This is a genomic window from Solibacillus merdavium, from assembly GCF_014836935.1.
Lineage (GTDB): Bacteria > Bacillota > Bacilli > Bacillales_A > Planococcaceae > Solibacillus > Solibacillus ferritrahens.
Genome location: NZ_JACSPW010000012.1, coordinates 96145 through 116192, shown reverse-complemented (window position 1 = coordinate 116192; position 20048 = coordinate 96145). Strand labels below are relative to the sequence as shown.

Below are 20048 nucleotides of genomic sequence, written 5' to 3'. Positions count from 1 at the left end.
GGAGAGATTATATGATGAAAGAATGGGAAAAAGATATAAGTTCTCTTTCAAAAATTAAAGTTTATTCAAATCCAAATAACCAGCCGGTAACTATAATTGGCGACGCGGATAATTTAAAGTGTATAGGTGTCGGTACAGATGCAGCAGTTTTTCAGTCTCATTCCGTTCCCGCTTATGCGTTTAAGTTATATGCGCAAGATAAAGTAGAAAAAGTAAAAATGGAAGCAAAGGTTTATCAACACTTAGGAGATTCACCCTACTTTCCAACGTGTTACGCTTCCTCCGACGAGTACCTCGTTTTAAGTTACGAAGAAGGAAAAACGCTATTTGACTGCATTCTGCAAGGTATCCATATCCCACAACAGGTTGTAAATGAAGTGGAGGATGCAAGAGAATACGTACGGAGTAAAGGATTGAACCCACGTGATATCCATTTGAAAAACATTTTGCTTCAAAATGGCAAAGCAAAAATTATTGATGTCTCTGAATATACACAATCAGGCAATGATTTTCGTTGGGAACATTTAAAAAAAGGATATGACCAGTACTATCATTTAATAGAAGGCAATTCTGTGCCGTTTTGGCTAGTAGCTACAATTCAAAAGTGGTATAACCAGCGAAGAGAAAATTCTTTTTCCTATGAAGAATTCACAAAATCTATTTCAAAACTTTTATTTAAAAAATAGTGGTTCTTATAACAATAGAATTTCTATTGGGGAGCTTTTGTTAAGAATTATGTATTGAAATGTATAAAAAAAGGCAACATAAAAGGCGCTACTCGTATTTCATTTGCTGAGTAGCGCCTTTAGTCAAATGTGTCTAAATCATCGTAGAGCTCAATAGTTTGCATCAATTTTTATGTTGCCTCCCTAAGAATCGTTTTGTTGTTCTCTAAAATTTGAATCATCTGCTGCAAGATCTTCTCCTCAACTTTTTGGGAGCCATTTACTTCTTTTGCAATCACTTTCGTTAATTCTAAAACTGTACTTACGTCGAGCTTATGTTTTTCCGCTAATTGGAATGCTCGCCCTAACTGACCGGTTATCATCGGCAGTCCTCCTTTTTCTTATAGTATACAAATATTATACCTTGAGTTACATAAAAATTCACCTTAAAAAACTAAATTTTTAATAAAATTATTAAAAATCACGTCTTTTTCTAACAGGAAGCAGCAGTAACCTCTATATAGTGTAGTACTCCTTAATATTTAATATGCATTTTGAAGGTTTTTTGTTTGTGCAATTGTCATTTTTTAAGTCGATATTTTATGTCAATTGGCTTTTTTTAATGATCATTCCTAATCAAATATAAAATAGTATAAATCAGCGGTTTCCGGAGAAAATATATGAAGATTAAGAAACGAAGTCCTGTTTGTTTTTAAACGCCAGGATATTCGCGTCAAAAAAATAAAGGAGATGTTACAAAATGGGAATATTATATAGAACAGCATTAGTTCTAGTCATTATTGGTGCAATCAACTGGGGACTTATTGGATTTTTCCAGTTTGATTTAGTGGCTTCATTATTTGGTGGACAAACATCTGTATTATCAAGAATTGTTTATGCTCTTGTAGGGATTGCAGGACTTATATCGATTCCGATTCTTATGAAACCATTAGACGATGTAGAGGAAAATTCCTACAATACATCTAATCGTGCGAATACAAGACCGAATTATAATATGGAAGCTGGTAAAGAAGAAGATTTTTCGGAATATAAGAAAACAAGTGATGATACTAAAGCCAAGCATTACAGCAGTAACAGCGATCAGAAGAAGAAATCATAACTATCATTGACCAGGCTCACTTATGAGTCCTGGTCTTTTGTATTTAATGGCTTATTGGGCTATACCCTATCTATCAAGATGGAAGCCGTCTACATATGATGAATTACAATCATTATTTATTGGTGAGGAGGAAATAAATGAATAACAATAAGAAAAATTCAGAACAATCCTCAGATTCTCAGGATATTCAAATAGCCAGACTTGCTTTTATAGGTGCATCTATCGCTACATTAGGAGATGCAATTGCTGCAATTGCTGCCGGTCTTGCACTGGATGCTTTGGAAAAATCTAAAAACGGGGATTCGGGCACCCCACCGACTCAGTCTAAGGATATGCAGAAACAGCTGGATTATTTAATAAATGAATTAAGACAAATAAAGAAAATGATGTAAAATACTTTTCTATAGTAAATCTCCAAACCGCCCTTCGCCCATTTAATTTGCGGAGGGTTTTTTAATTTGAATTATTTGACTTTTTACACTTTACATATTTATAGTGCACCAATAATTACTTTATAGTAATATAATAATTGAAAAGGAGTGTTTAAACTGGATACAATATTTATAATCATATTAATTATAGCTTTGCTAGTTATGTTGGTGTGCATTCTTAGTGCATTTGTTAACATTGTGAAAAGGAATCGATCAAAATCAGTCAAAATGTTTAAATATAGCGGAATAGCATTTTTAGTCTTGATTACATCATTTATAGGTTTTGGTGTAACAAGCGATGACTTGGAAGCAGCTAACGAACCTGAAAAAGTGGAAGCTACTGCAAGTAAAGAAGATTCTAAAGATGAATCAAAGGAAGAAAAAGCGATACCTGAATCAGCAGAGAAGGTTGAAGCTAATAAAAAAGCAAAAGCCGACGCTGATGCCAAAAAAGATGCTGATAAATTAGCAGCTGAAAAAAAATATTACTTAACTGACGTAAAACCGAAAGTTGATACTATGATGAGCTTGTATGATAAAGCATGGAATGAGCTTTGGAAACCCACTTTTGAAGGTCTAGGTACAACTGTGGATGTCTATACAGCTTACGGGAATATGAAACAGCTTGAGCAGCGCTATGATAGTCTATACAAAACTATTGGATCAATCGACGGCAGTGGTTTGTCTAAAGAAAATGAAGAGAAATTCAATGAATTTATAACAAACATGAAAAATGCCGCTATGTGGCGAGGTGAAGCAGCCGAAAAAGCACGTAAAATGTTTGATGAAGGAAATTATAGTCCTTCAAAATTCGATAAGGTGAAAACAGATGTTTCATATGCAGACAATGAGATGATGTTAGCCATCCTAGCTTTAACAACACTTGAAATGTCTTTAGGTGTAGATAGAGACGAATAAAGTAAGGCCTTCCGCTCGTATATGGTGGAAGGCTTTTTTCTAATATGCCCTTTTGTTCACTTTCTATCTTGAGGTGTTAAGTATTCCATTCCTAGGACCCGTCTCATTTCGTGGGATACCCAGTTACGGATGGCGATGTTCGTGTAAGTTCTTGTTTCTGTTACTCCTCTAAACAAAACAAAATACTCCGTTACAAATTCATCTGAGCGTTGTTTTTCAATCTTACACCCTTGTTTATATAAATAATCCCTTAACTTTTTTAAATCCTGAAATGTCTCATTGGATTTTTGATCATACCATTCTTCTAAAATTTTGCCCATTTTCAATTGCGAAACGTGCACTTTGTCGCGGTCAAGCGTTTTTAAAAACATCTCCAAAATAATATAACGGTGTATATCATCGCTAAAATTCATAATTTCTTTATGCATGAACGACACTCACCCTTTGAATAGCAGGATATGCTGCTAAAATGTTATCGATAATAAATGTACGCTTTGCATGACGTGTAAAACAATAAGCCTGCACGGTATTCCCTGCAATTTTAATTAATTTAATACGTCGTTTTGAGATCGCGTGAGTTTTGGATAAGTACATAATGTCTAGAGTTTGGTTATACTGCATTGCTTTCATTATTTGCTCTTTCATAACTACACTCCGTCCTTTTTTATTACATTATAGAACAAATGTTCTCTTTTTAGAACCGGTAATTTTTATAGATTACAGTAAATAGTTGGATAAATAGAAAAAGCGACTGGGACATAAGCCAAAAATGCCATTTTCCTTCCTGAGGAAAATGGCATTTTTTTGCTGGTGTAAAAATTGATTTCCATTCCGGGACGCTTTCCGCGGGCACGGCCTGAGCCTGTAGTCTCAGGCGTCGTGCTGTTCCCGCTGGAGTCGCCCTCCATTCCAATCAATTTTATATAATATCCGTTTCTTAATAAGGGTCTTTTCCATATCCAAAGATATTTCTACTTCCGTCCCAGCCTCTTTACTTTTGATTCTATTAAATCCCCTCTGTGTTCATCAGTACAATGCGCCAGCCATCAGGGTCTGCAATTGTCACGCCTTTTTCTTCCCAATATGGATTTTCCGGTGGAACTTTAGGATAGCCCATTTTAGCAAGACGGGACTGTACAGCTTGAATTTGTTCGGAATCAGGCATATAAAAAACGAGCAAATTATCCTCTGTCGGTGCAGGACAGGGACTTCCATCAATATGCTCAGTAAATTCCAAATGATACGATGCATCAGGCAAGCCAATCATAATGCCAGTGTAACCACGATGTCCCTTAAATCCACCAAGTTTTTTAAGACCAAGACCTTCGCAATAAAAACGTTCTACCTGTTCTAGTTTATCTGTTGGTCGTGCGATACGAAATTGTGCAATATGCAATGTTTCTGTCCATTGATTCATGATCATCCCCCCTACTTTCATTTTAAAGAGCAAGGAAGGAAAATGCCCTACAACATTTGGATGAAATTTACTATCATAGAGTCAGTAAAAGCATACTTGAAAAGGAAATACCTTAACTATTGACGAAATTAATTTACTAGCTATATAGAAAGGAGTTTTATTAATGAAGGAAAGACATGAAATAATATTCAACCAGTTAAAAAGTTACCGTAATGACACTCTTAGTTTATTAGAGGATGTTAGTGCAGAAGAGGCGGAAATCATACCTAAACGGTTTAACAATAATATTCGTTGGAACATGGGACATATTTATCTCGATCAATATTTATGGATAGAAACACTAACAAAAGCAAAAACAAATGCACCATCAGAATTTAATAGTTGGTTTGGATATGGTACATCTCCTGCTGATTTCAGCTCTGAAACACCTTCTTATAAAGAATTAAAAACACTACTAGAAAATCAAATTGAAGATATTAAAGACAAATTTGCCGATAAATTAGAAATTGTGTACTCGCCAACCGACATGGGAATGAATACGATTGAACAAGTACTAATAAGAACAATTTTCCATGAAGGAATACATTTTCAGAACATATTAAATTTGAAAAAATTTATTAAATAAACCTCTGGCGATCACTATACACACTCTATCACATAGATTTCAGACATAAAAAAACACCTGCAGCAAGTACAGGTGTGCAATATTGTTATGACAACCACTTCGGTGGTGTGTTTTTCGACCAATATATATCGCCAAGGTTATAATGTTTTGAATAATTGTCGTCAAATGTGTGGTAATGGAAATTGTAATAATAGCCTTCAAAAGGACGGTTCTCTGTTCTTACGTGAAAACGTATAATATCTTTTTGAGAATTTGCATCCACTAAATGGAATATTTTCTCAGCATAGTCACCACTTGGCTTTTCAGTAATTGTTAAATTGCGAAGCTTGTCCTCTCCTACTCGATCGACAGTAGTTGCAATCGCTTCTTCAATTTTCGGGAAAATTTTTGTTTCAAATTCCTGCTCAATGACAGGACCGACTCTTGTACCAAATTTTATGTAAGATTGCTCTTTAGCTGCTGAAACAAAATAGTCGGTTGTAGGTAAAGGCTTTTCATCAATTAAAATATCATCAAGTTGATAGGCAGAAGCGATATGGTTGTCACTTGGGCGGTCCAATGCCGATTGATCATGACGTTCCCCTTCAAAATTTGCCCATATCTCATGCTTTGGTGTAATTAAACCAAACGATAATAAAGCGACGGAAACAACGAGAGATTTGTAGATCCATTTCTTCAAGTTTATCACCTTCTTAAATTATGTATAATTTTTAACACTGTTATTAAATCTATACGAATAACATACGAAAAGGTTTCATCTTTCTATTAATCATTGTACAATAAAAAGGAAGATATTGTAGGTTATTTAAGGGAGGTTTTTTTTAAATGGACATTGTTATGGGTGTTGGCTTATTATTAATGCTTGGTTATATGACTTCTTTATGCTTCACGGACTAATACTATTTATTTTGCAGCCATCCAAATTATTATTGGGTGGTTTTTGTTTTGTAATATTATGTTGCGCCTTCTGGAGTTCTAAATAAGCGGAAGATTTCCCGTTAAATTTCGCATGAAAGAAAATTAGCGTTAAATAAAGGAACTAATTTCGCTTATTCATGAAATTATCACTCAAATTTCAGTTTTTCAAGTAAATAAGGGAAAATTCTTCTCCTATTTTGCCTGTTTTTTTAAATTATTTGCAAATAAGGGGAATTTCTCCCTTTATTTTATGCTTCACCTTCATGAACTTCCCGTTAAATTGGACAAGGGGCTCCCAATATAGCTTGGGAACCCCTTTAGTATTTAATAGATAGCAATATAAATAAATGAAAGTCTCAACCCGATCGTCCGGGGAATTTTATTTTATTCGGAGTAGCATAGCTCCAGTTTTAACCGCGGTAAAATTCTACTAATCTTCTCTAACTTAAGCAACATAGTCCCATCCTGCTACTATGTCCTTGCAGCCCTTAAGCTTGCGCCAGTGTGAATAAGTATCTTCAAAAACACTAGCAGAAATGCCAATTCATTTATAGCACTATCTACAATAGCACCTAACTATAATAACACATATGTTCCCTTTTGTAAAACCCTTATTGTCCGTGCAAAAGATTCCAATGTCCGTTATACTTGAAAAATCGGAATCAAAAGGAGTTAGTGAATGATGAATGAAGTAGAAACAACATTGGCAATCCAAATGAAACGTATTGCTGTAACATTACTTGATATGGAGCAAAGTCGTTTCGTCTCTGCCAGTCAAACGATGGATTTATCTGCAATACAATCAGAAGTTTATAGCAACTTTTTTGAATCTTATATAGATACGACATTAAACAGCCCTAAGTCAGTTGCCTGTAAATTTTTAGATCGCGATAATGATATTATTACAAAAATTAATCGCTATGTAGAATACCCGGATGATACACATTTTTTATCTTTAGCGAACGACTTATCGAATAAGTTGTATCAAATTATGCAAAACGTATCCAATAGTAATGGCTCTGTTTTTGTTGCACATATTGAAATTATTGATGAACCTTATATTTTATTTTTAAAGCTCGACCCGAAAGAGGCCGTGCAAATTGATCTGGAAACGTTAAATTTGAAAACGATCGAAAATATTTTACCTGATGCCTCTAGCCGTGTGCAAAAATGTGCGCTTATCCGTATGAACTATAATCCTCTTGAGGAAAACGTTTATGTGCTAGATAGACAATCAGATGGAGAACCAGCCAAATTTTTCATGGAGACTTTTTTACAGGCTACACCAATTGCATCAGATAGAAAGAAAACAAAAATGCTGATGAAGGAATTATATGAGAAAATTGCGGAATCGATAAACGAGGAACAAACACCCCACCTTCAAAAAGTGATTGATGAAGAATTTGAAAATGGCAAATATATTGAGCTTGATGCTTCTGTACATAATATATATGAAGCCATTGCTCCCTCCGAAAATCGCAATGATTTTGTTGAACAAGGGGCAAAATTATTTATCAATGAGTTTACAGACCGTAATCCGAACTTCACCCCTACTTTTGAAGTAAAACGAGATGATTTAAATGTAATTTATAAATCGGCTGAAGGGGAAATATTATTCCGCTATGATAAGCGTCTTGAAAATATTGAGGTCCATCATGATCAAGTGAATGGTACTTATACAATAACGATTCGTGATGCAGATAAAATTGACTTTACTTTGCATAAAAAACCGCTATAACATTAAAACGGGGCTTGAACAAAAACCACCTCAAAATCAAAAGCCTTTCAAATTTTACAATGAGTAAAATTTGAAAGGCTTTTTTGTCTACTTCGTAGCCGTTGTTCTCCGTTACGGCGGACGCTTTCCTGGGGGCACGGCTCGAGCCTGTAGTCTCTCCCACGTGCTTGTCCCCAAGGAGTCGCCGCCTTCACTCCGAACAACTAATTTTTACTTCTATATCAAGTAAATCTCTGCATAATTTCAAGCATGAAAAAGACAAAGAATTATGTCCCAGCAACTTTTTTCATTACTTCGATGTTAATGCAATAAATTCTTCAACATCTTTCTCACAAAGAGCGATTCCTTTTAACCAGAAATCTTCAGTCGTGATGTCTTCACCTAAATGCTTCATCGCTAAATCTTCTACTGTCATGATCGCTGTATCACGAAGTAATGCCATATATTTTTCCTCGAACCCTTTGCCCTCTTCTTTTGCTTTTGCGTAAATGCTTAAAGAGAATAAATAACCGAAAGTGTACGGGAAGTTATAGAACGGTACGCCTGTAATATAGAAGTGCATTTTTGATGCCCAGAAGTGAGGGTGTGTTTCTCCCAATGCACCGCCATGAGCTTCGATTTGCGCTTCTTCCATTAATTCATTTAAACGCTTAGAAGATACGATACCTTTTTTGCGCTCTTCATAAAAGCGTGTTTCGAATAAATAACGTGCATGGATGTTCATAAAGAACGCTACTGAACGTTGGATTTTATCTTCTAAAAGCGCGATTTTTTCTTGCTCATTTGATGCTTCTTTAACCGCTGCATCTGCTACGATCATTTCCGCAAATGTTGAAGCAGTTTCGGCAACATTCATTGCATAGCGGCGGTTTAATGGGTGTACTGGGCGCAGTGCATATGAATGGAATGCGTGACCTAGTTCATGTGCCAATGTTGAAACGTTCGACATTGAACCTGAATATGTCATGAAAATACGTGATTGCTCGGATAATGGCATTCCTGTACAGAAGCCACCTGGACGTTTATTGTCACGGTCTTCCGCCTCAATCCAGCCATCTTCAAAAGCAGTACGTGCAAAGCTTTCCATTTCTGAACCGAAACGACCGAAATGTTTTAGAATAAATTCCGCGCCCTCTTGGTATGACATTGTAGCTGTCGAATCCGTTACAGGAGCATCGAAATCAAACCAATCTAATTTTTCACTGCCTAATAATGTTGCTTTATGTGTTAAATAATCCGCAAATTTGGCTTTGCGTGACGTAATTGCGCCCCACATTGCATCGATTGTTTCCTGCTTCATACGGTTAATTTGTAAAGGCTCTTTCGTAACTGAGTCCCAGCCGCGCTTTTTATATACTGCTAAGCGGAAGCCTGCTAAATGGTTCAATGTTTTTGCGAAAAATTCTTCACGGTCTGTAAATACTTCCTCTAATGCATCAAACGCTGCTTTACGAACAGCACGATCTTTATGGGAGCTTAAGTTATTTGCTTGTCCTACTGACATTAATTTTTTCTCGCCGTCTACTTCGACTTCCACTTTAATGTCACCAATAAGCAAGTTATAAAGCTGCCCCCATGAGCTGTAGCCATCTACCCCTAAAGAAGAAATTAGTGCTTCTTCTTCCTCAGATAATGACTCCTTCGATTTTTCGCGCCACTCAGTTAAAATAAATTCAAATTGCGATAACTCAGCTGTATTTAGTAAAGCAGCAAATGTTGCTTCGTCAATTTTACCAAGCTTTTGATTAAAGCTCTCTAAAATTGGTGAGAAGTTTGCAGAGATGCCTGAAAGCTGACCTTGTAATAAAAGTGCTTCACGATCTGTCGTATCCTGCGCTGTTAAACAAGAAAGCATAGCACCGGCCTGTGATACGTGCATCATTACTTCTTTAATGTTTTCTAATATAGATTGAATCGTTAATGCTGCATCTGTATTTGTAGGAACATCGAATTTTTCAACCATTTCTTTTAATACGTCCAATTTAGGGTTTAAATTTTCAATATGTTCTTTTAGTTGTGGTGATGCACTGCCACCTTCGAAAAATACATCTAAGTCCCAAACTTCAGGATATTTTACGTTTTTCATAGTATTGCCCCACTTTCTGAATTGTAGTTCAATTCTTATTTTACTAAAAAATAAATAAAATTGCTCGAAAATATTTCGGTTTATGAAATAAAAAAAGCTAGCCTTATATAGACTAGCTTAAAACTGTAGACAAACTCTTAAAAAAGGGTTTGTTAAAATGAACCGTTGATTTCCGTTCCGGGACCGATGCTTTCCCCGGGCACGGCTCCAGCTAACTAAATTGTGCCTACAACGGCAGGCACAATTTAGTGGATCTTCCGCACGTAGTGCTCCTGCGGTTACTCGTCGCAAAATAAATTTCGCTGTTCCCGGTGGAGTCACGGTCCCTCCACTCCAATCAACTTATTAATCGCTTTAAATATAGTGAGATACGATATCCACGATGACTAGTAATCAATTCAAATTAATGAACGTGAACAACTTGAAATAGGACGAATGAACAACTTGTCTCTGCTAAGCATCTAGTTAAATTTATAATATTGGAGATAATAGACGTGACACTGATTCACGGATTCTTGTCCATGTTTTTCGCTTCTCGTATAGCTCTTTTGTTAATTCGAAACTCTCTTTTATATCTGCTTCAAATAGTTCTCTACACTTAATCGCCAATCCTTCATCATATAAAATCGCATTGATTTCGAAATTTAGACTAAAGCTCCGCACATCAATGTTTGCAGTACCGATTGTTGCTAATTCATCATCGATCACAAGCATTTTAGCATGAAGGAACCCTTTTTTATAACGATATACCCGTCCACCAGACTCAAGCAAGTCTCCCCCATAGGCTGAATTGGCGCCATACACGAAGGGATGGTCTGTTTTTTCAGGAGTCATAATGCGCACATCTACACCTGAAGAGGCAGCAATTTGAATTGCATGCAAAAATGCCTCATCAGGTACATAATAAGGGGTTTGAATATATACATATTTCTTAGCGCTTAAAATCATGCGAATATAACTGTTTTTAATTGATTCAAAATCTGTATCCGGTCCACTCGATACAATTTGGACTGGTGTGTCCGCATCGACTGTAAATGAGGGGAAGTATCGTTGCTCGACTTCTTTAAGTTCTTCATTCCTTGCCTGATGCCAATCAAATAAAAAATGTGCCTGCATATTGTATACGGAATTGCCTTCTATACGTAAATGAGTATCTCGCCAATAACCTATTTCGTCATCAAGACAGGCATACTCCTTACCGACATTAAAACCGCCAATATATCCAATCCGACCGTCTATAATAATGAGTTTTCGATGATTCCGGAAATTAATTCGAGGATTGAATAATTTCAAATACGAGGAAAAGAAAGCTTCTACTTGTCCACCGGCATCCATCAATTTCTTTAAGTCTTTTTTACGTAAAGTACGGGAACCTAAATCGTCGTAAATCATTTTTACTTCGATCCCCTCTTTTGCTTTTTTAACAAGCGCATTAAAAATACTTTTTCCAACTTCATCCATTTTATAAATATAATATTGAATATGAATCGTTGACTTTGCATTTTCAATATCTTCAATGACAGAGCGGAATTTTTCTTTCCCTTCAGCTAAAATCGCAACATCATTTTTAGAACTTAATAAAGCGTGATTGTAATCGACATTCATTTTTATTAAACCTTGATGCCTTTTTGTAATCTCGTTTGGAAATTCATAGGTTCCTTCTGCAAGGGCGGAATGCTGATCCTGGAAAGCCTCTATTGATTCTTCCTGTTGAACAGCATGCCAGCGAACAAAATGCTTCTTTTGTAAATTCCGTCCCAATAATAAATAGAAAACGAACCCAATAACCGGTAAGAAAAATAGGACAAAAAGCCATGCCCATGTTGATGAAGCACTTTTACGACTGATAAATATTAGCATGAGTGCAAATAAAATATTCAAAAGGTACACTGTAACCATCAAAAAACCTATAAGCGTCATTAAAATCACCTCATTTCTCTTTTTAATACTTGTAAAATGTTTGCAGTTTTTTCAAGTAATTAACTATTCCCTCAAATTTAAAAATCAAGACATGTAAGTCAAAATTTTTTTATTCGTCCTAACATTAAAATACCGCTTACTGTATTAGCAAGCGGTACCTTTATTACTATTTACTTTCCAAGTCATACTCCAACTTCGCTTTTTTAAAGCTATAGTACAATGAGTATCGTTGAAGTCCTTTTGCCGCTTCAACTGACTGTCGTGCAAAATGGTCAAATGCTTCCAAATTTCGTTCTGCTAATGCTAATTGTGCTTCAATCCCATACTTCATCCATTCTGACTTCAAGGAATAACTATTAGATTCTTCCCGATTTCCTGCTACTGCGGCAATTAATGCTTTACCGTATGGACCATTCTGATTATCCATCAATTGATCTGCGTAGTATTGAGCACGTTCGAAATCGTCGAGACGAATTGCACGGTTCATTTCATATGTATTTTTAATAACCGGTTGTTTATAGTGAGCAATGATTTTTTCCATTGCTTCGATTTCCTGTTCTTTTGTGCCGACTTCCAACGTGTGTATATAATTCATTACTGGATCTTTTCTATGCTTTTCAATATATTTTCTGATTTTCGCAAAATTTGTAGAACCATATGCAATGTAAAACATATAGCCAATTGAACAAAGGGCAAAAACTAGAATAATGGAGATAGATACTACAAATGGCCAATCAAACATTGCACTTAAGAAACCTACTGCTAAGCCTAATATTACTACATAAACCCAATTTATCATTTTTTCACCTCCCTTTATTCACTCCATACATTATAGCGTAATAATAATGTTATTCAATCCATGGATCAAAAAAGCAGATGCACACTTTCTATGTACATCTGCCCGTAGATTTATTTCATTTTCTTTATGCTTTTTGAGACCTGCTTCCATTTACGTTTTTCTGCAAGCTGGGCATCGGTATTTGCCTTTTTCTCAATATATGCGAGCTCTCGTTGCAATTTGAAAAAGCTTGTTAGTCTAGCCAATTCCAGTTCCCCAACTTTTACTGCCTTCAATACAGCACAACCCGGTTCATTTTTATGTTTGCAGTCCCGGAAGCGGCAATTGTCCGCCAGTTGATCAATATCGGAAAAGCTAGTAGATAAACTGTCCCCCTGATCCCAAAGTTGCAGCTCACGCATACCTGGTGTGTCGATTAAGCATGCTCCGGACGGTAAAACTACGAGCTCACGATGTGTTGTCGTATGACGTCCTTTCGCATCATCTTCACGGATATGGGATACTTTCATTTGGTCAGTATTCAATAATGCATTTGTAAGAGTTGATTTCCCTGCACCGGATGAGCCTAGTAAAGCGGCTGTTTTACCTTCTGTCAAAAATTCCTTTAATGCTGTAATTCCTTCTCCTGTAACCGCACTTACTGTTAAGACGTCTACTCCGAATGCGACGGACTGCACTTCTTCTATATGTGCGTTTTCATCTTCACAAAGGTCTGCTTTTGTTAAAACAATGAGCGGTGTCGCACCTGAATCCCATGCTGCCACTAAATAGCGTTCTAGGCGACGGACGTTAAAATCTGCGTTCATACTCATGACGAGTAAAATATAATCCACATTTGTGGCAACAATTTGTTCATCGACTTCTAAGCCTGCCATTTTTCTTGTGAATTTCGATTTACGGTCAAATAAATGATGAATAATTGCTCGTTCTTCTCCCGGCATTTGTTCGATTATAACGAAATCTCCTACTGCCGGATAATCCTTCCTTGAAAATGCATGGTACGCAAAGTTTCCGGATACTGTTGCCAAAAATTCACCTTGTTCTGTTAAAACCCGGTAGGAATGCTTATGCTCTAAAATAATACGTCCCACTAATCTTGTTGTCTGGTCAAATGGTACACTTTGTAATTGTGTTTCAAAATATTGTGTAAAGCCTAGTTGTGATAAATTCAATGGAAATGCCTCCTAATGGCGTATGTTATTGTATTGTTTTTTAGGCAAACAAAAAACCTTATGACCAGCAATTTTGCCCGTCATAAGGTTTCATACGCACAGTGAAGAAGCGTGACACTTCTATATTAGAAGGCACAAAGGTGGCGAATGTTAAATGACAAGCTAAATTGCATCGTTTCAATCTCATGTAATTTTGTCATTGTCATCACCATCTTCCTTCAATAATTACCCTAACTATAACAAGTTATAGAAAGTTCTGTCAATATAAAATTTTAAAACTTGAACGCTCTTTACTTCGGTAATTTGGTTTCAAAAAAATTGAATGTTTTAGAAAATTATGAAACAATTCAGATAGAACAAAATCGGAAGGAGTAGTTTAACGATGCGGAGATGGATTTTTTCAATCGCAATTTTTGTTATGTATTTTATCGTGTTATTTACGATTATTGAATCACTGTTTTCATTTTCTTCCTCTATAATTAATTTTATCACTTCCCTTCTGATTATTTTTATCGTTCTCTTTTTAACAGTACTCACTGTTAGAAAACTATCATAAGCGAGGGATTCTACATATGACCATTCAACTAATACAATGTACAACCGACAATTTAGCAGACTTGCAATCGATAGGCCGTGATACGTTTTACGAAACATTTCATGATCAAAATAATACGGAAAATATGGCCACTTATTTAGATGAAGCTTTTTCAAATGAAAAACTAACAGCCGAGCTCCAAAATCCACACTCGCTATTTAAGCTACTTTATGTAAATGAGGAACTTGCAGGGTATTTAAAAGTGAATACTGATGAAGCTCAATCAGAAAAATTAGGTCCGGACTATTTGGAAGTTGAGCGGATATATATTTTAAGTCGTTTTCATAAATTAGGTCTAGGGAAAGTCTTAATGGAAGAGGCAATGAAAATTGCGCTAGACATGCAGAAAGCTAAAGTTTGGCTTGGTGTCTGGGAACAAAATTCGAATGCCATTGCGTTTTACGAAAAAGTTGGCTTTCAAAAAACGGGCACCCATTCTTTTTTCATGGGTGAAGAGGAACAAATCGATTTTATTATGACAAAACAATTGTGAGGGAAAAAAATTGTATATTCCGAAGCAGTACTTATTAAAAGATGACCAAAAAATTCGGCAGTTTATTAAAGAGTATAGTTTTGCATCGTTTGTTTCGATGCATGATGGCGTGCCTGCTGCAACGCATTTACCGCTTTATTTAAGTGCAGATCATCAATACTTATACGGACATTTTGCACGTGCAAACCCACAATGGAAAGACATTGAAGGTCAACAGGTGCTTGCAATTTTCAGCGGTCCGCACAGTTATATCTCCTCTTCCTGGTATGAAACGAAAGATTCGGTACCTACGTGGAATTATGTAGCGGTTCATGTAAATGGATCTATTGAGCTTTTAAAAGATGAAGAAGAAATCCGCTTATCATTGCATCATTTAATTGATAAGTACGAAACTCCTAATAGTACATACGACGTCAATGCAGTTGATTCGAATTATATGAACAGCTTATTAAAGGGCATTGTGCCTTTTAAACTTCACATTACTTCTATAGAAGCTGTCGCAAAGTTAAGCCAAGGTCATTCCAAGGAGCGACAAGGACTCGTTATTGAAGAATTATTAAAGAGAAATAACGGATTTGATGCTGAGATAGCAAAATTAATGATGGAAAATTAATCCCTATTAAAATATTTAACAGGCAACCGGGTTAATAATTTTACACATTTATCCTAATATGGTAAACTTATCTCGAATTCAAGATATAAATAGACTTGAATTTTCATAATAGTTGGGAGGAATTTAACATGGCAAAATGGCAAATCGATCAGGCACACTCATCAATAGGTTTTGAAGTAAAGCACATGATGGTTTCGAAAGTTAAAGGACAGTTTACTAACTATTCAGCAGATATTGAAGCGGATGATTTAGCTGATTTAACATCAGCAAACATTGATATTTCAATTGATACAACAAGTATTACGACGAACAATGATGATCGAGACAATCATTTAAAATCAGCAGAATTCTTTGACATTGAGCAGTTCCATGAAATTAAATTTAAATCGACAAGCATTACAAAAGATGGGGACGATTATAAAGTATCAGGCGATTTGACAATTAAGGATGTAACGAAACCGGTTGTACTTGATGTAGAATATGGCGGTAAAGGGACAAATCCATGGGGCGTAGAGGTTTACGGTTTTGAAGGAAAAGCAAAAATTGACCGTGAAGAATTCGGCTTAACATGGAATGCCGCTCTTGAAACTGGTGGCGTATTAGTAGGTAAAGATATTAAAATTAAATTAGAGCTTGAATTAAACCCTGCACAATAATTTATAAGCAACCGGATCCTTTTTTGGACGGTTGCTTTTTTTATGCAACCTTCCTCCCCTATTTCCGTCCTCATTACAAACATTATTTCCCATATTGTGAGGTGCTTTTTTGCGAAACTATTATTCGGCGATTGCATTATTTTGTTCAAGCATTGCATTTCTGTTTTTTTGCTATTTTTTAATCATGTATACGTTATGGACAGTTTCTAATTCCACCTTTATTGTTTTATTCATTCTTTTTGTATTCGTCATTTATATTCTAAAGAAAGAATTTAAACAACTTACCCGACTCAAAAAAATTATTGCTATCATCATTAATACAATATCCTTTATTTTTACAGGACTCATTTTAATCTATTTCGCATTAAAAATACTCATTTTTTCCATTGGTGGCGCAGAGCATTTATTCACTTCCTATTCACCAAACAGACATTACACACTCGATTTTTATGCATTTGATGCAGGTGCAATGGGAACGTTCGGTATTCGTGCTGAACTTGATGGTCCTTTAGGCTTTAAAAAGCAAATCTATTATGAACGGCATGGAGAAGATGCCAATGTTCAGTGGCTTACAGATGAAATAGTTATGATTAATGGTCATGAACTAAATTTAAAAAGTGGCGACACTTTCGGTTATACAGTGCCGGAGAGAGGAAAATAACGATGCAAACAGCAATCATTTTTGATATGGACGGAACATTATTTCAAACGAATCTTATTTTAGAACCAGCACTCGAGCAAACATTTGAGTATTTACGTCAAAATGGCCACTGGTCAGGTGCTACCCCTATCGAACAATACCGTCAAATAATGGGTGTACCTTTAAATGTCGTATGGGAGACATTATGTCCGGATCTTACCGATGAAATCCGAGAGCAGAGTAATGAACATTTTCAGTTAATGCTTATTGATCAAATCCAGCGAGGAAACGGAGCATTATATCCGGATGTACTCCCTACTTTACAAAAGTTGAGTGAACATTATCCTTTGTATATCGCGAGTAACGGACAAACGGCTTATTTACAGGCCATTGCAGCACATTACCGATTAGACCGCTGGATAAAAGCGGTTTACAGTATAGATTGTGTCGATACAAATAACAAATCTCATTTAGTTCAGCACATTATGAAAGAACATCATATAAACAATGGCTACGTAGTTGGCGATCGCGCTTCAGATATCAATGCAGCAATTGATAACAATTTAACCTCCATTACCATAAACTTTGATTTTGCACAACTTGATGAAATAAGAAATGCACATTTTGTCGTAGATCATTTTTTAAATATTTTACATATTATAGATAGTCAGCATACGATGAAGCTTTAATACCGTTCATTCTTCTCAATTTTGCAGCAACATATTACTTCTCTTTTTAATTATGGTACCCTATTACAATAGAATCGAGGTGTCATAAAATGAACAAAAATAATGATTTACTTAAGTTAAGCGTGATTTTTGCGATGATTGGTATAGTGCTCATTATATTTAATGGTCATCTTGCAAATGCTTTCGGGTCTGTTTGGCTTCAATCAAATGGAGGCATTATGGATACTGGGGAATATTTGTTCATGAAGACGAGCTATGCTAACGCTTCTTTAGTCATTGGCGGGATTTTATTTGGTGGTAGCTTCCTTGCTATGATATATAGTTGGTATCATATGAAAAATAAATAACAATATTTAAAGGCATCGAGATTATTTCATCCGATGCCTTTAAATATTATATCTATTGCTTACCGCTTTTATATTGTTCATGGACGGATGTTTCCTGAATGGGCTCATCCGGCAGGCGATTATACGATTCTTTCTCAGTTATCAATTCTTTATCCTGCTGAACTTCTTCTACATGGCTTCGTTCATTGTAATTTTTCATTACTTCATCATTCCGTTCATCCGGTAAGCGGTTATACGATTCTTTAACGGTTTCTACTTTTTTTTTTTGCTCATTTCCTTCAACATGACTTCGTTCATCGTAACTTTCCATCTCTTCATCATCGCGTTCATCTGGTAAGCGATTAAAAGATTCTTTATTCGTCTTTAATAATAGGTCATCTTTTATCGATTCGTTTTGCACATTTACATGTTTCGTCTCATCAAACTTCTTCACTTTTCTGTCGTCACGTTCATCCGGTAATCGGTTGTATGATTTTTTATTAGTATCAAATTCATTATTTTCCATCATTTATTCCTCCTACTGATATAAAAGTTTCTAAACCAAGTTAGGAACATTGGTAACTATCTATTCCCTTAAAAATCTACATAAAAACATTTTGCCTAACTAGCTCAAACAACTAAAACGTTATTCTTATTAAAAGCAAAAAAAAAGCCCTCTTATAAAAGGCCTTTAATTCATTTAGTTGATTTTAGAAAGCGTAAGACACGGCTTAGTGTAGTTGGAATGACTGATGCATGATTTTCACCTTCAGCTATATATAATTCACTTTTAATACCTTTTAGGTTTGCTTTCTCAAAAAAATTTTCTGCATCGACTACCATATCGCCTTCATTGCCCCCAACGGTTATATATAAAGGGGTACTATAACAATTCTTAACGTGCTGCAACATGGTTAAAAGCTCGTGGTTATTCCACCAAATCGATGGACTTATTGCAGTGTATTTATAAAATACATTAGGATAAGCTAAGTAGCTCCACAGTACAAACAATCCTCCTAGTGAATGACCGTAAATGGAAACTTTCTTTTTGTCTATCGCATATTTTTCATAAAGCATCGGCATTATTTGATGTAGAAGATAATCCATGAAAAACTCGGCACCACCGGCAGGAACTTCTTTCATTGCTCTGCCTCGACGAACCGGAAAATGATATTCTGCTGCAAGTGCCGTATAATCATAAAATCGTTGTTTTGGAATATCTTCTTCCTGATGACCAATCCCTACAATAATTGCAGGCTCTATTTCAGTCTTTATGCGATTTCGAAGTTGGTTTGTTAAGGTTTCATAGAATAATTTACTATAGCGTGTACCATCCAAAACAATAATGACAGAAAAGCCATCTGCTGGCGGTGCCTCATCTGGTACATAAATATCCACAATATAGGGATAGTTATTATAATTTGATCGCATTCTCTTCACCTATTTCATTAAATTATAAGAAAAGCAAACTGGTACTTGATGCTCCGTATCGAGTATAATTTTAGCTTCTATTTGAAACACTTCTTTTAAAATTTCTGCAGTCATCATTTGCTCCGGTGTGCCGGTATGAAGCACCGCGCCCTTTTTCATTATAATGAGTTCATCCGAAAACCTCGCCGCATGGTTTAAATCATGTAGCACCATAACGATTGTACAGCCAAAATTTTTATTGAGCTGCTGCACAATTTCCAATACTTCAAGTTGATGCGCCATATCCAAATACGTTGTCGGCTCGTCCAGCAGTAATATATCTGTCTCTTGTGCCAATGCCATTGCCAGCCATACACGCTGCCGCTGCCCACCTGATAATGCCGCGAGTTCTCTATCACGAAATTCCTCTGTATGTGTTACTTCCATAGCCCAATTAATTTTTTCAATGTCTTCTTTCGTAAGACGCCCTACATTTTTCCGATGGGGATAGCGGCCGTAAGCGATCAGTTCATGCACTTTTAACTGCCCAGGAGCAGCGGGTGATTGCGCTAATAATGCAAGTTTTTTAGCTATTTCCTTTGTCGACATCGTATTCATATTTTCCTCCTGAAGGAAAATCTCACCGCATTCTTGTTTTAAAATCCGGCCAATTGTTTTCAATAAGGTAGATTTTCCGCAGCCATTCGGTCCGATAATTGTCGTAATCTTCCCTGTTTGAATCGACACATTTAAACTCTCAATAATTCGCGTATTTTCATAACCTGTTGTTAAACGCTCGACTTGAAATGCATACATA

The 20048-nt window shown here is 35.9% G+C and carries 24 protein-coding genes; 12 read left to right on the top strand and 12 right to left on the bottom strand.

Annotated elements, in window-relative coordinates; genetic code table 11:
* The first annotated feature begins 11 nt into the window (after positions 1 to 11).
* Positions 12 to 686, top strand: coding sequence for a serine/threonine protein kinase (locus H9632_RS13375; RefSeq protein ID WP_191704561.1), 675 nt, complete (start codon positions 12 to 14; stop codon positions 684 to 686).
* Between the two features lie 170 nt (positions 687 to 856).
* On the opposite strand, the gene H9632_RS13370 is transcribed toward H9632_RS13375, so the two are convergent.
* Positions 857 to 1048 (bottom strand): ABC transporter permease, encoded by a 192-nt coding sequence (locus H9632_RS13370; protein ID WP_191698937.1) that lies wholly within the window; start codon positions 1046 to 1048, stop codon positions 857 to 859.
* A 377-nt stretch (positions 1049 to 1425) separates the two neighbouring features.
* On the opposite strand from H9632_RS13370, the gene H9632_RS13365 reads away from it, so the two are divergent.
* The 3 genes from H9632_RS13365 (at position 1426) to H9632_RS13355 (ending at position 3134) form a co-directional block, all read left to right on the top strand.
* A complete protein-coding gene (locus H9632_RS13365) occupies positions 1426 to 1785 on the top strand; it encodes a DUF378 domain-containing protein (RefSeq protein ID WP_191704560.1) in 360 nt (119 codons plus the stop codon).
* Between the two features lie 137 nt (positions 1786 to 1922).
* Positions 1923 to 2177, top strand: a complete 255-nt coding sequence (locus H9632_RS13360; RefSeq protein WP_191704559.1) for a translation initiation factor 2 — start codon at positions 1923 to 1925, stop codon at positions 2175 to 2177.
* A 237-nt stretch (positions 2178 to 2414) separates the two neighbouring features.
* On the top strand, positions 2415 to 3134 hold the full coding sequence (locus tag H9632_RS13355; RefSeq protein WP_191704558.1) for a hypothetical protein: 720 nt from the start codon (positions 2415 to 2417) through the stop codon (positions 3132 to 3134).
* 56 nt (positions 3135 to 3190) lie between these two features.
* Here the strand turns inward: H9632_RS13355 and H9632_RS13350 are convergent, their stop codons facing one another.
* The 3 genes from H9632_RS13350 to H9632_RS13340 all read right to left on the bottom strand — a co-directional run bounded on the left by H9632_RS13350 (position 3191) and on the right by H9632_RS13340 (position 4551).
* Positions 3191 to 3562 carry a hypothetical protein gene (locus H9632_RS13350; protein WP_191704557.1) on the bottom strand — a complete coding sequence of 124 codons (372 nt, stop codon included), beginning with the start codon at positions 3560 to 3562 and terminating at the stop codon, positions 3191 to 3193.
* Positions 3555 to 3779, bottom strand: a complete 225-nt coding sequence (locus H9632_RS13345; RefSeq protein WP_191704556.1) for a transcriptional regulator — start codon at positions 3777 to 3779, stop codon at positions 3555 to 3557. The genes H9632_RS13350 and H9632_RS13345 overlap by 8 nt, the downstream gene beginning before the upstream one ends.
* Positions 3780 to 4140: 361 nt before the next feature.
* The gene (locus H9632_RS13340) at positions 4141 to 4551 is read right to left on the bottom strand and encodes a VOC family protein (RefSeq protein WP_191704555.1); all 411 of its coding nucleotides are present in this window, start codon (positions 4549 to 4551) and stop codon (positions 4141 to 4143) included.
* Positions 4552 to 4714: 163 nt separating this feature from the next.
* Between H9632_RS13340 and H9632_RS13335 the strand changes: the two genes are divergently transcribed.
* Positions 4715 to 5176, top strand: coding sequence for a DinB family protein (locus H9632_RS13335; protein WP_191704554.1), 462 nt, complete (start codon positions 4715 to 4717; stop codon positions 5174 to 5176).
* Positions 5177 to 5261: 85 nt separating this feature from the next.
* Here H9632_RS13335 and H9632_RS13330 read toward each other — a convergent pair whose 3' ends face one another.
* Entirely contained in the window at positions 5262 to 5855 is a 594-nt protein-coding gene (locus tag H9632_RS13330; protein ID WP_191704553.1) for a YpjP family protein, read from the bottom strand.
* Between the two features lie 918 nt (positions 5856 to 6773).
* Here H9632_RS13330 and H9632_RS13325 point away from each other — a divergent pair.
* Entirely contained in the window at positions 6774 to 7832 is a 1059-nt protein-coding gene (locus tag H9632_RS13325) for a nucleoid-associated protein (RefSeq protein WP_225223843.1), read from the top strand.
* A 289-nt stretch (positions 7833 to 8121) separates the two neighbouring features.
* Here the strand turns inward: H9632_RS13325 and H9632_RS13320 are convergent, their stop codons facing one another.
* The 4 genes from H9632_RS13320 to rsgA form a co-directional block, all read right to left on the bottom strand.
* The gene (locus tag H9632_RS13320; protein WP_191704552.1) at positions 8122 to 9918 is read right to left on the bottom strand and encodes a M3 family oligoendopeptidase; all 1797 of its coding nucleotides are present in this window, start codon (positions 9916 to 9918) and stop codon (positions 8122 to 8124) included.
* A 471-nt stretch (positions 9919 to 10389) separates the two neighbouring features.
* Positions 10390 to 11838 carry a cardiolipin synthase gene (cls, locus tag H9632_RS13315; RefSeq protein WP_191704551.1) on the bottom strand — a complete coding sequence of 483 codons (1449 nt, stop codon included), beginning with the start codon at positions 11836 to 11838 and terminating at the stop codon, positions 10390 to 10392.
* A 166-nt stretch (positions 11839 to 12004) separates the two neighbouring features.
* Positions 12005 to 12637 carry a hypothetical protein gene (locus H9632_RS13310; protein ID WP_191704550.1) on the bottom strand — a complete coding sequence of 211 codons (633 nt, stop codon included), beginning with the start codon at positions 12635 to 12637 and terminating at the stop codon, positions 12005 to 12007.
* 110 nt (positions 12638 to 12747) lie between these two features.
* Positions 12748 to 13809: a ribosome small subunit-dependent GTPase A gene (rsgA, locus tag H9632_RS13305; RefSeq protein WP_191704549.1), complete on the bottom strand. Its 1062-nt coding sequence runs from the start codon at positions 13807 to 13809 to the stop codon at positions 12748 to 12750.
* A 572-nt stretch (positions 13810 to 14381) separates the two neighbouring features.
* On the opposite strand from rsgA, the gene H9632_RS13300 reads away from it, so the two are divergent.
* From H9632_RS13300 to H9632_RS13275, 6 genes are all read left to right on the top strand, one after another.
* Positions 14382 to 14897 (top strand): GNAT family N-acetyltransferase, encoded by a 516-nt coding sequence (locus tag H9632_RS13300; protein WP_191704548.1) that lies wholly within the window; start codon positions 14382 to 14384, stop codon positions 14895 to 14897.
* Between the two features lie 10 nt (positions 14898 to 14907).
* Positions 14908 to 15510: an FMN-binding negative transcriptional regulator gene (locus H9632_RS13295; RefSeq protein ID WP_191704547.1), complete on the top strand. Its 603-nt coding sequence runs from the start codon at positions 14908 to 14910 to the stop codon at positions 15508 to 15510.
* A 128-nt stretch (positions 15511 to 15638) separates the two neighbouring features.
* On the top strand, positions 15639 to 16166 hold the full coding sequence (locus tag H9632_RS13290) for a YceI family protein (protein WP_191704546.1): 528 nt from the start codon (positions 15639 to 15641) through the stop codon (positions 16164 to 16166).
* A gap of 109 nt (positions 16167 to 16275) precedes the next feature.
* The gene (locus tag H9632_RS13285; protein ID WP_191704545.1) at positions 16276 to 16827 is read left to right on the top strand and encodes a DUF5412 family protein; all 552 of its coding nucleotides are present in this window, start codon (positions 16276 to 16278) and stop codon (positions 16825 to 16827) included.
* A gap of 2 nt (positions 16828 to 16829) precedes the next feature.
* The gene (locus H9632_RS13280; protein ID WP_191704544.1) at positions 16830 to 17495 is read left to right on the top strand and encodes an HAD hydrolase-like protein; all 666 of its coding nucleotides are present in this window, start codon (positions 16830 to 16832) and stop codon (positions 17493 to 17495) included.
* Positions 17496 to 17584: 89 nt separating this feature from the next.
* Complete coding sequence (locus tag H9632_RS13275) at positions 17585 to 17842, top strand: translation initiation factor 2 (RefSeq protein ID WP_191704543.1); 258 nt, start codon at positions 17585 to 17587, stop codon at positions 17840 to 17842.
* Positions 17843 to 17894: 52 nt separating this feature from the next.
* On the opposite strand, the gene H9632_RS13270 is transcribed toward H9632_RS13275, so the two are convergent.
* The 3 genes from H9632_RS13270 to H9632_RS13260 form a co-directional block, all read right to left on the bottom strand.
* Entirely contained in the window at positions 17895 to 18350 is a 456-nt protein-coding gene (locus tag H9632_RS13270) for a hypothetical protein (protein ID WP_225223842.1), read from the bottom strand.
* 167 nt (positions 18351 to 18517) lie between these two features.
* Entirely contained in the window at positions 18518 to 19252 is a 735-nt protein-coding gene (locus H9632_RS13265; RefSeq protein ID WP_191704542.1) for an alpha/beta hydrolase, read from the bottom strand.
* Between the two features lie 9 nt (positions 19253 to 19261).
* Positions 19262 to 20047: an ABC transporter ATP-binding protein gene (locus H9632_RS13260; protein ID WP_191704541.1), complete on the bottom strand. Its 786-nt coding sequence runs from the start codon at positions 20045 to 20047 to the stop codon at positions 19262 to 19264.
* Between the last annotated feature and the right edge of the window lies 1 nt (position 20048).

Excerpts from the sequence above, each read along its gene's own strand:
- H9632_RS13280 (WP_191704544.1), top strand. The coding sequence starts at position 16,830 with ATGCAAACAGCAATCATTTTTGATATGGACGGAACATTATTTCAAACG.
- H9632_RS13360 (WP_191704559.1), top strand. The coding sequence starts at position 1,923 with ATGAATAACAATAAGAAAAATTCAGAACAATCCTCAGATTCTCAGGAT.
- H9632_RS13350 (WP_191704557.1), bottom strand. The coding sequence starts at position 3,562 with ATGCATAAAGAAATTATGAATTTTAGCGATGATATACACCGTTATATT.
- H9632_RS13375 (WP_191704561.1), top strand. The coding sequence starts at position 12 with ATGATGAAAGAATGGGAAAAAGATATAAGTTCTCTTTCAAAAATTAAA.
- H9632_RS13260 (WP_191704541.1), bottom strand. The coding sequence starts at position 20,047 with ATGTATGCATTTCAAGTCGAGCGTTTAACAACAGGTTATGAAAATACG.
- H9632_RS13310 (WP_191704550.1), bottom strand. The coding sequence starts at position 12,637 with ATGATAAATTGGGTTTATGTAGTAATATTAGGCTTAGCAGTAGGTTTC.
- H9632_RS13270 (WP_225223842.1), bottom strand. The coding sequence starts at position 18,350 with ATGATGGAAAATAATGAATTTGATACTAATAAAAAATCATACAACCGA.
- H9632_RS13275 (WP_191704543.1), top strand. The coding sequence starts at position 17,585 with ATGAACAAAAATAATGATTTACTTAAGTTAAGCGTGATTTTTGCGATG.
- H9632_RS13265 (WP_191704542.1), bottom strand. The coding sequence starts at position 19,252 with ATGCGATCAAATTATAATAACTATCCCTATATTGTGGATATTTATGTA.
- H9632_RS13300 (WP_191704548.1), top strand. The coding sequence starts at position 14,382 with ATGACCATTCAACTAATACAATGTACAACCGACAATTTAGCAGACTTG.
- H9632_RS13345 (WP_191704556.1), bottom strand. The coding sequence starts at position 3,779 with ATGAAAGAGCAAATAATGAAAGCAATGCAGTATAACCAAACTCTAGAC.
- H9632_RS13365 (WP_191704560.1), top strand. The coding sequence starts at position 1,426 with ATGGGAATATTATATAGAACAGCATTAGTTCTAGTCATTATTGGTGCA.
- H9632_RS13290 (WP_191704546.1), top strand. The coding sequence starts at position 15,639 with ATGGCAAAATGGCAAATCGATCAGGCACACTCATCAATAGGTTTTGAA.
- H9632_RS13335 (WP_191704554.1), top strand. The coding sequence starts at position 4,715 with ATGAAGGAAAGACATGAAATAATATTCAACCAGTTAAAAAGTTACCGT.
- H9632_RS13325 (WP_225223843.1), top strand. The coding sequence starts at position 6,774 with ATGATGAATGAAGTAGAAACAACATTGGCAATCCAAATGAAACGTATT.
- H9632_RS13370 (WP_191698937.1), bottom strand. The coding sequence starts at position 1,048 with ATGATAACCGGTCAGTTAGGGCGAGCATTCCAATTAGCGGAAAAACAT.
- H9632_RS13340 (WP_191704555.1), bottom strand. The coding sequence starts at position 4,551 with ATGAATCAATGGACAGAAACATTGCATATTGCACAATTTCGTATCGCA.
- cls (WP_191704551.1), bottom strand. The coding sequence starts at position 11,838 with ATGACGCTTATAGGTTTTTTGATGGTTACAGTGTACCTTTTGAATATT.
- H9632_RS13320 (WP_191704552.1), bottom strand. The coding sequence starts at position 9,918 with ATGAAAAACGTAAAATATCCTGAAGTTTGGGACTTAGATGTATTTTTC.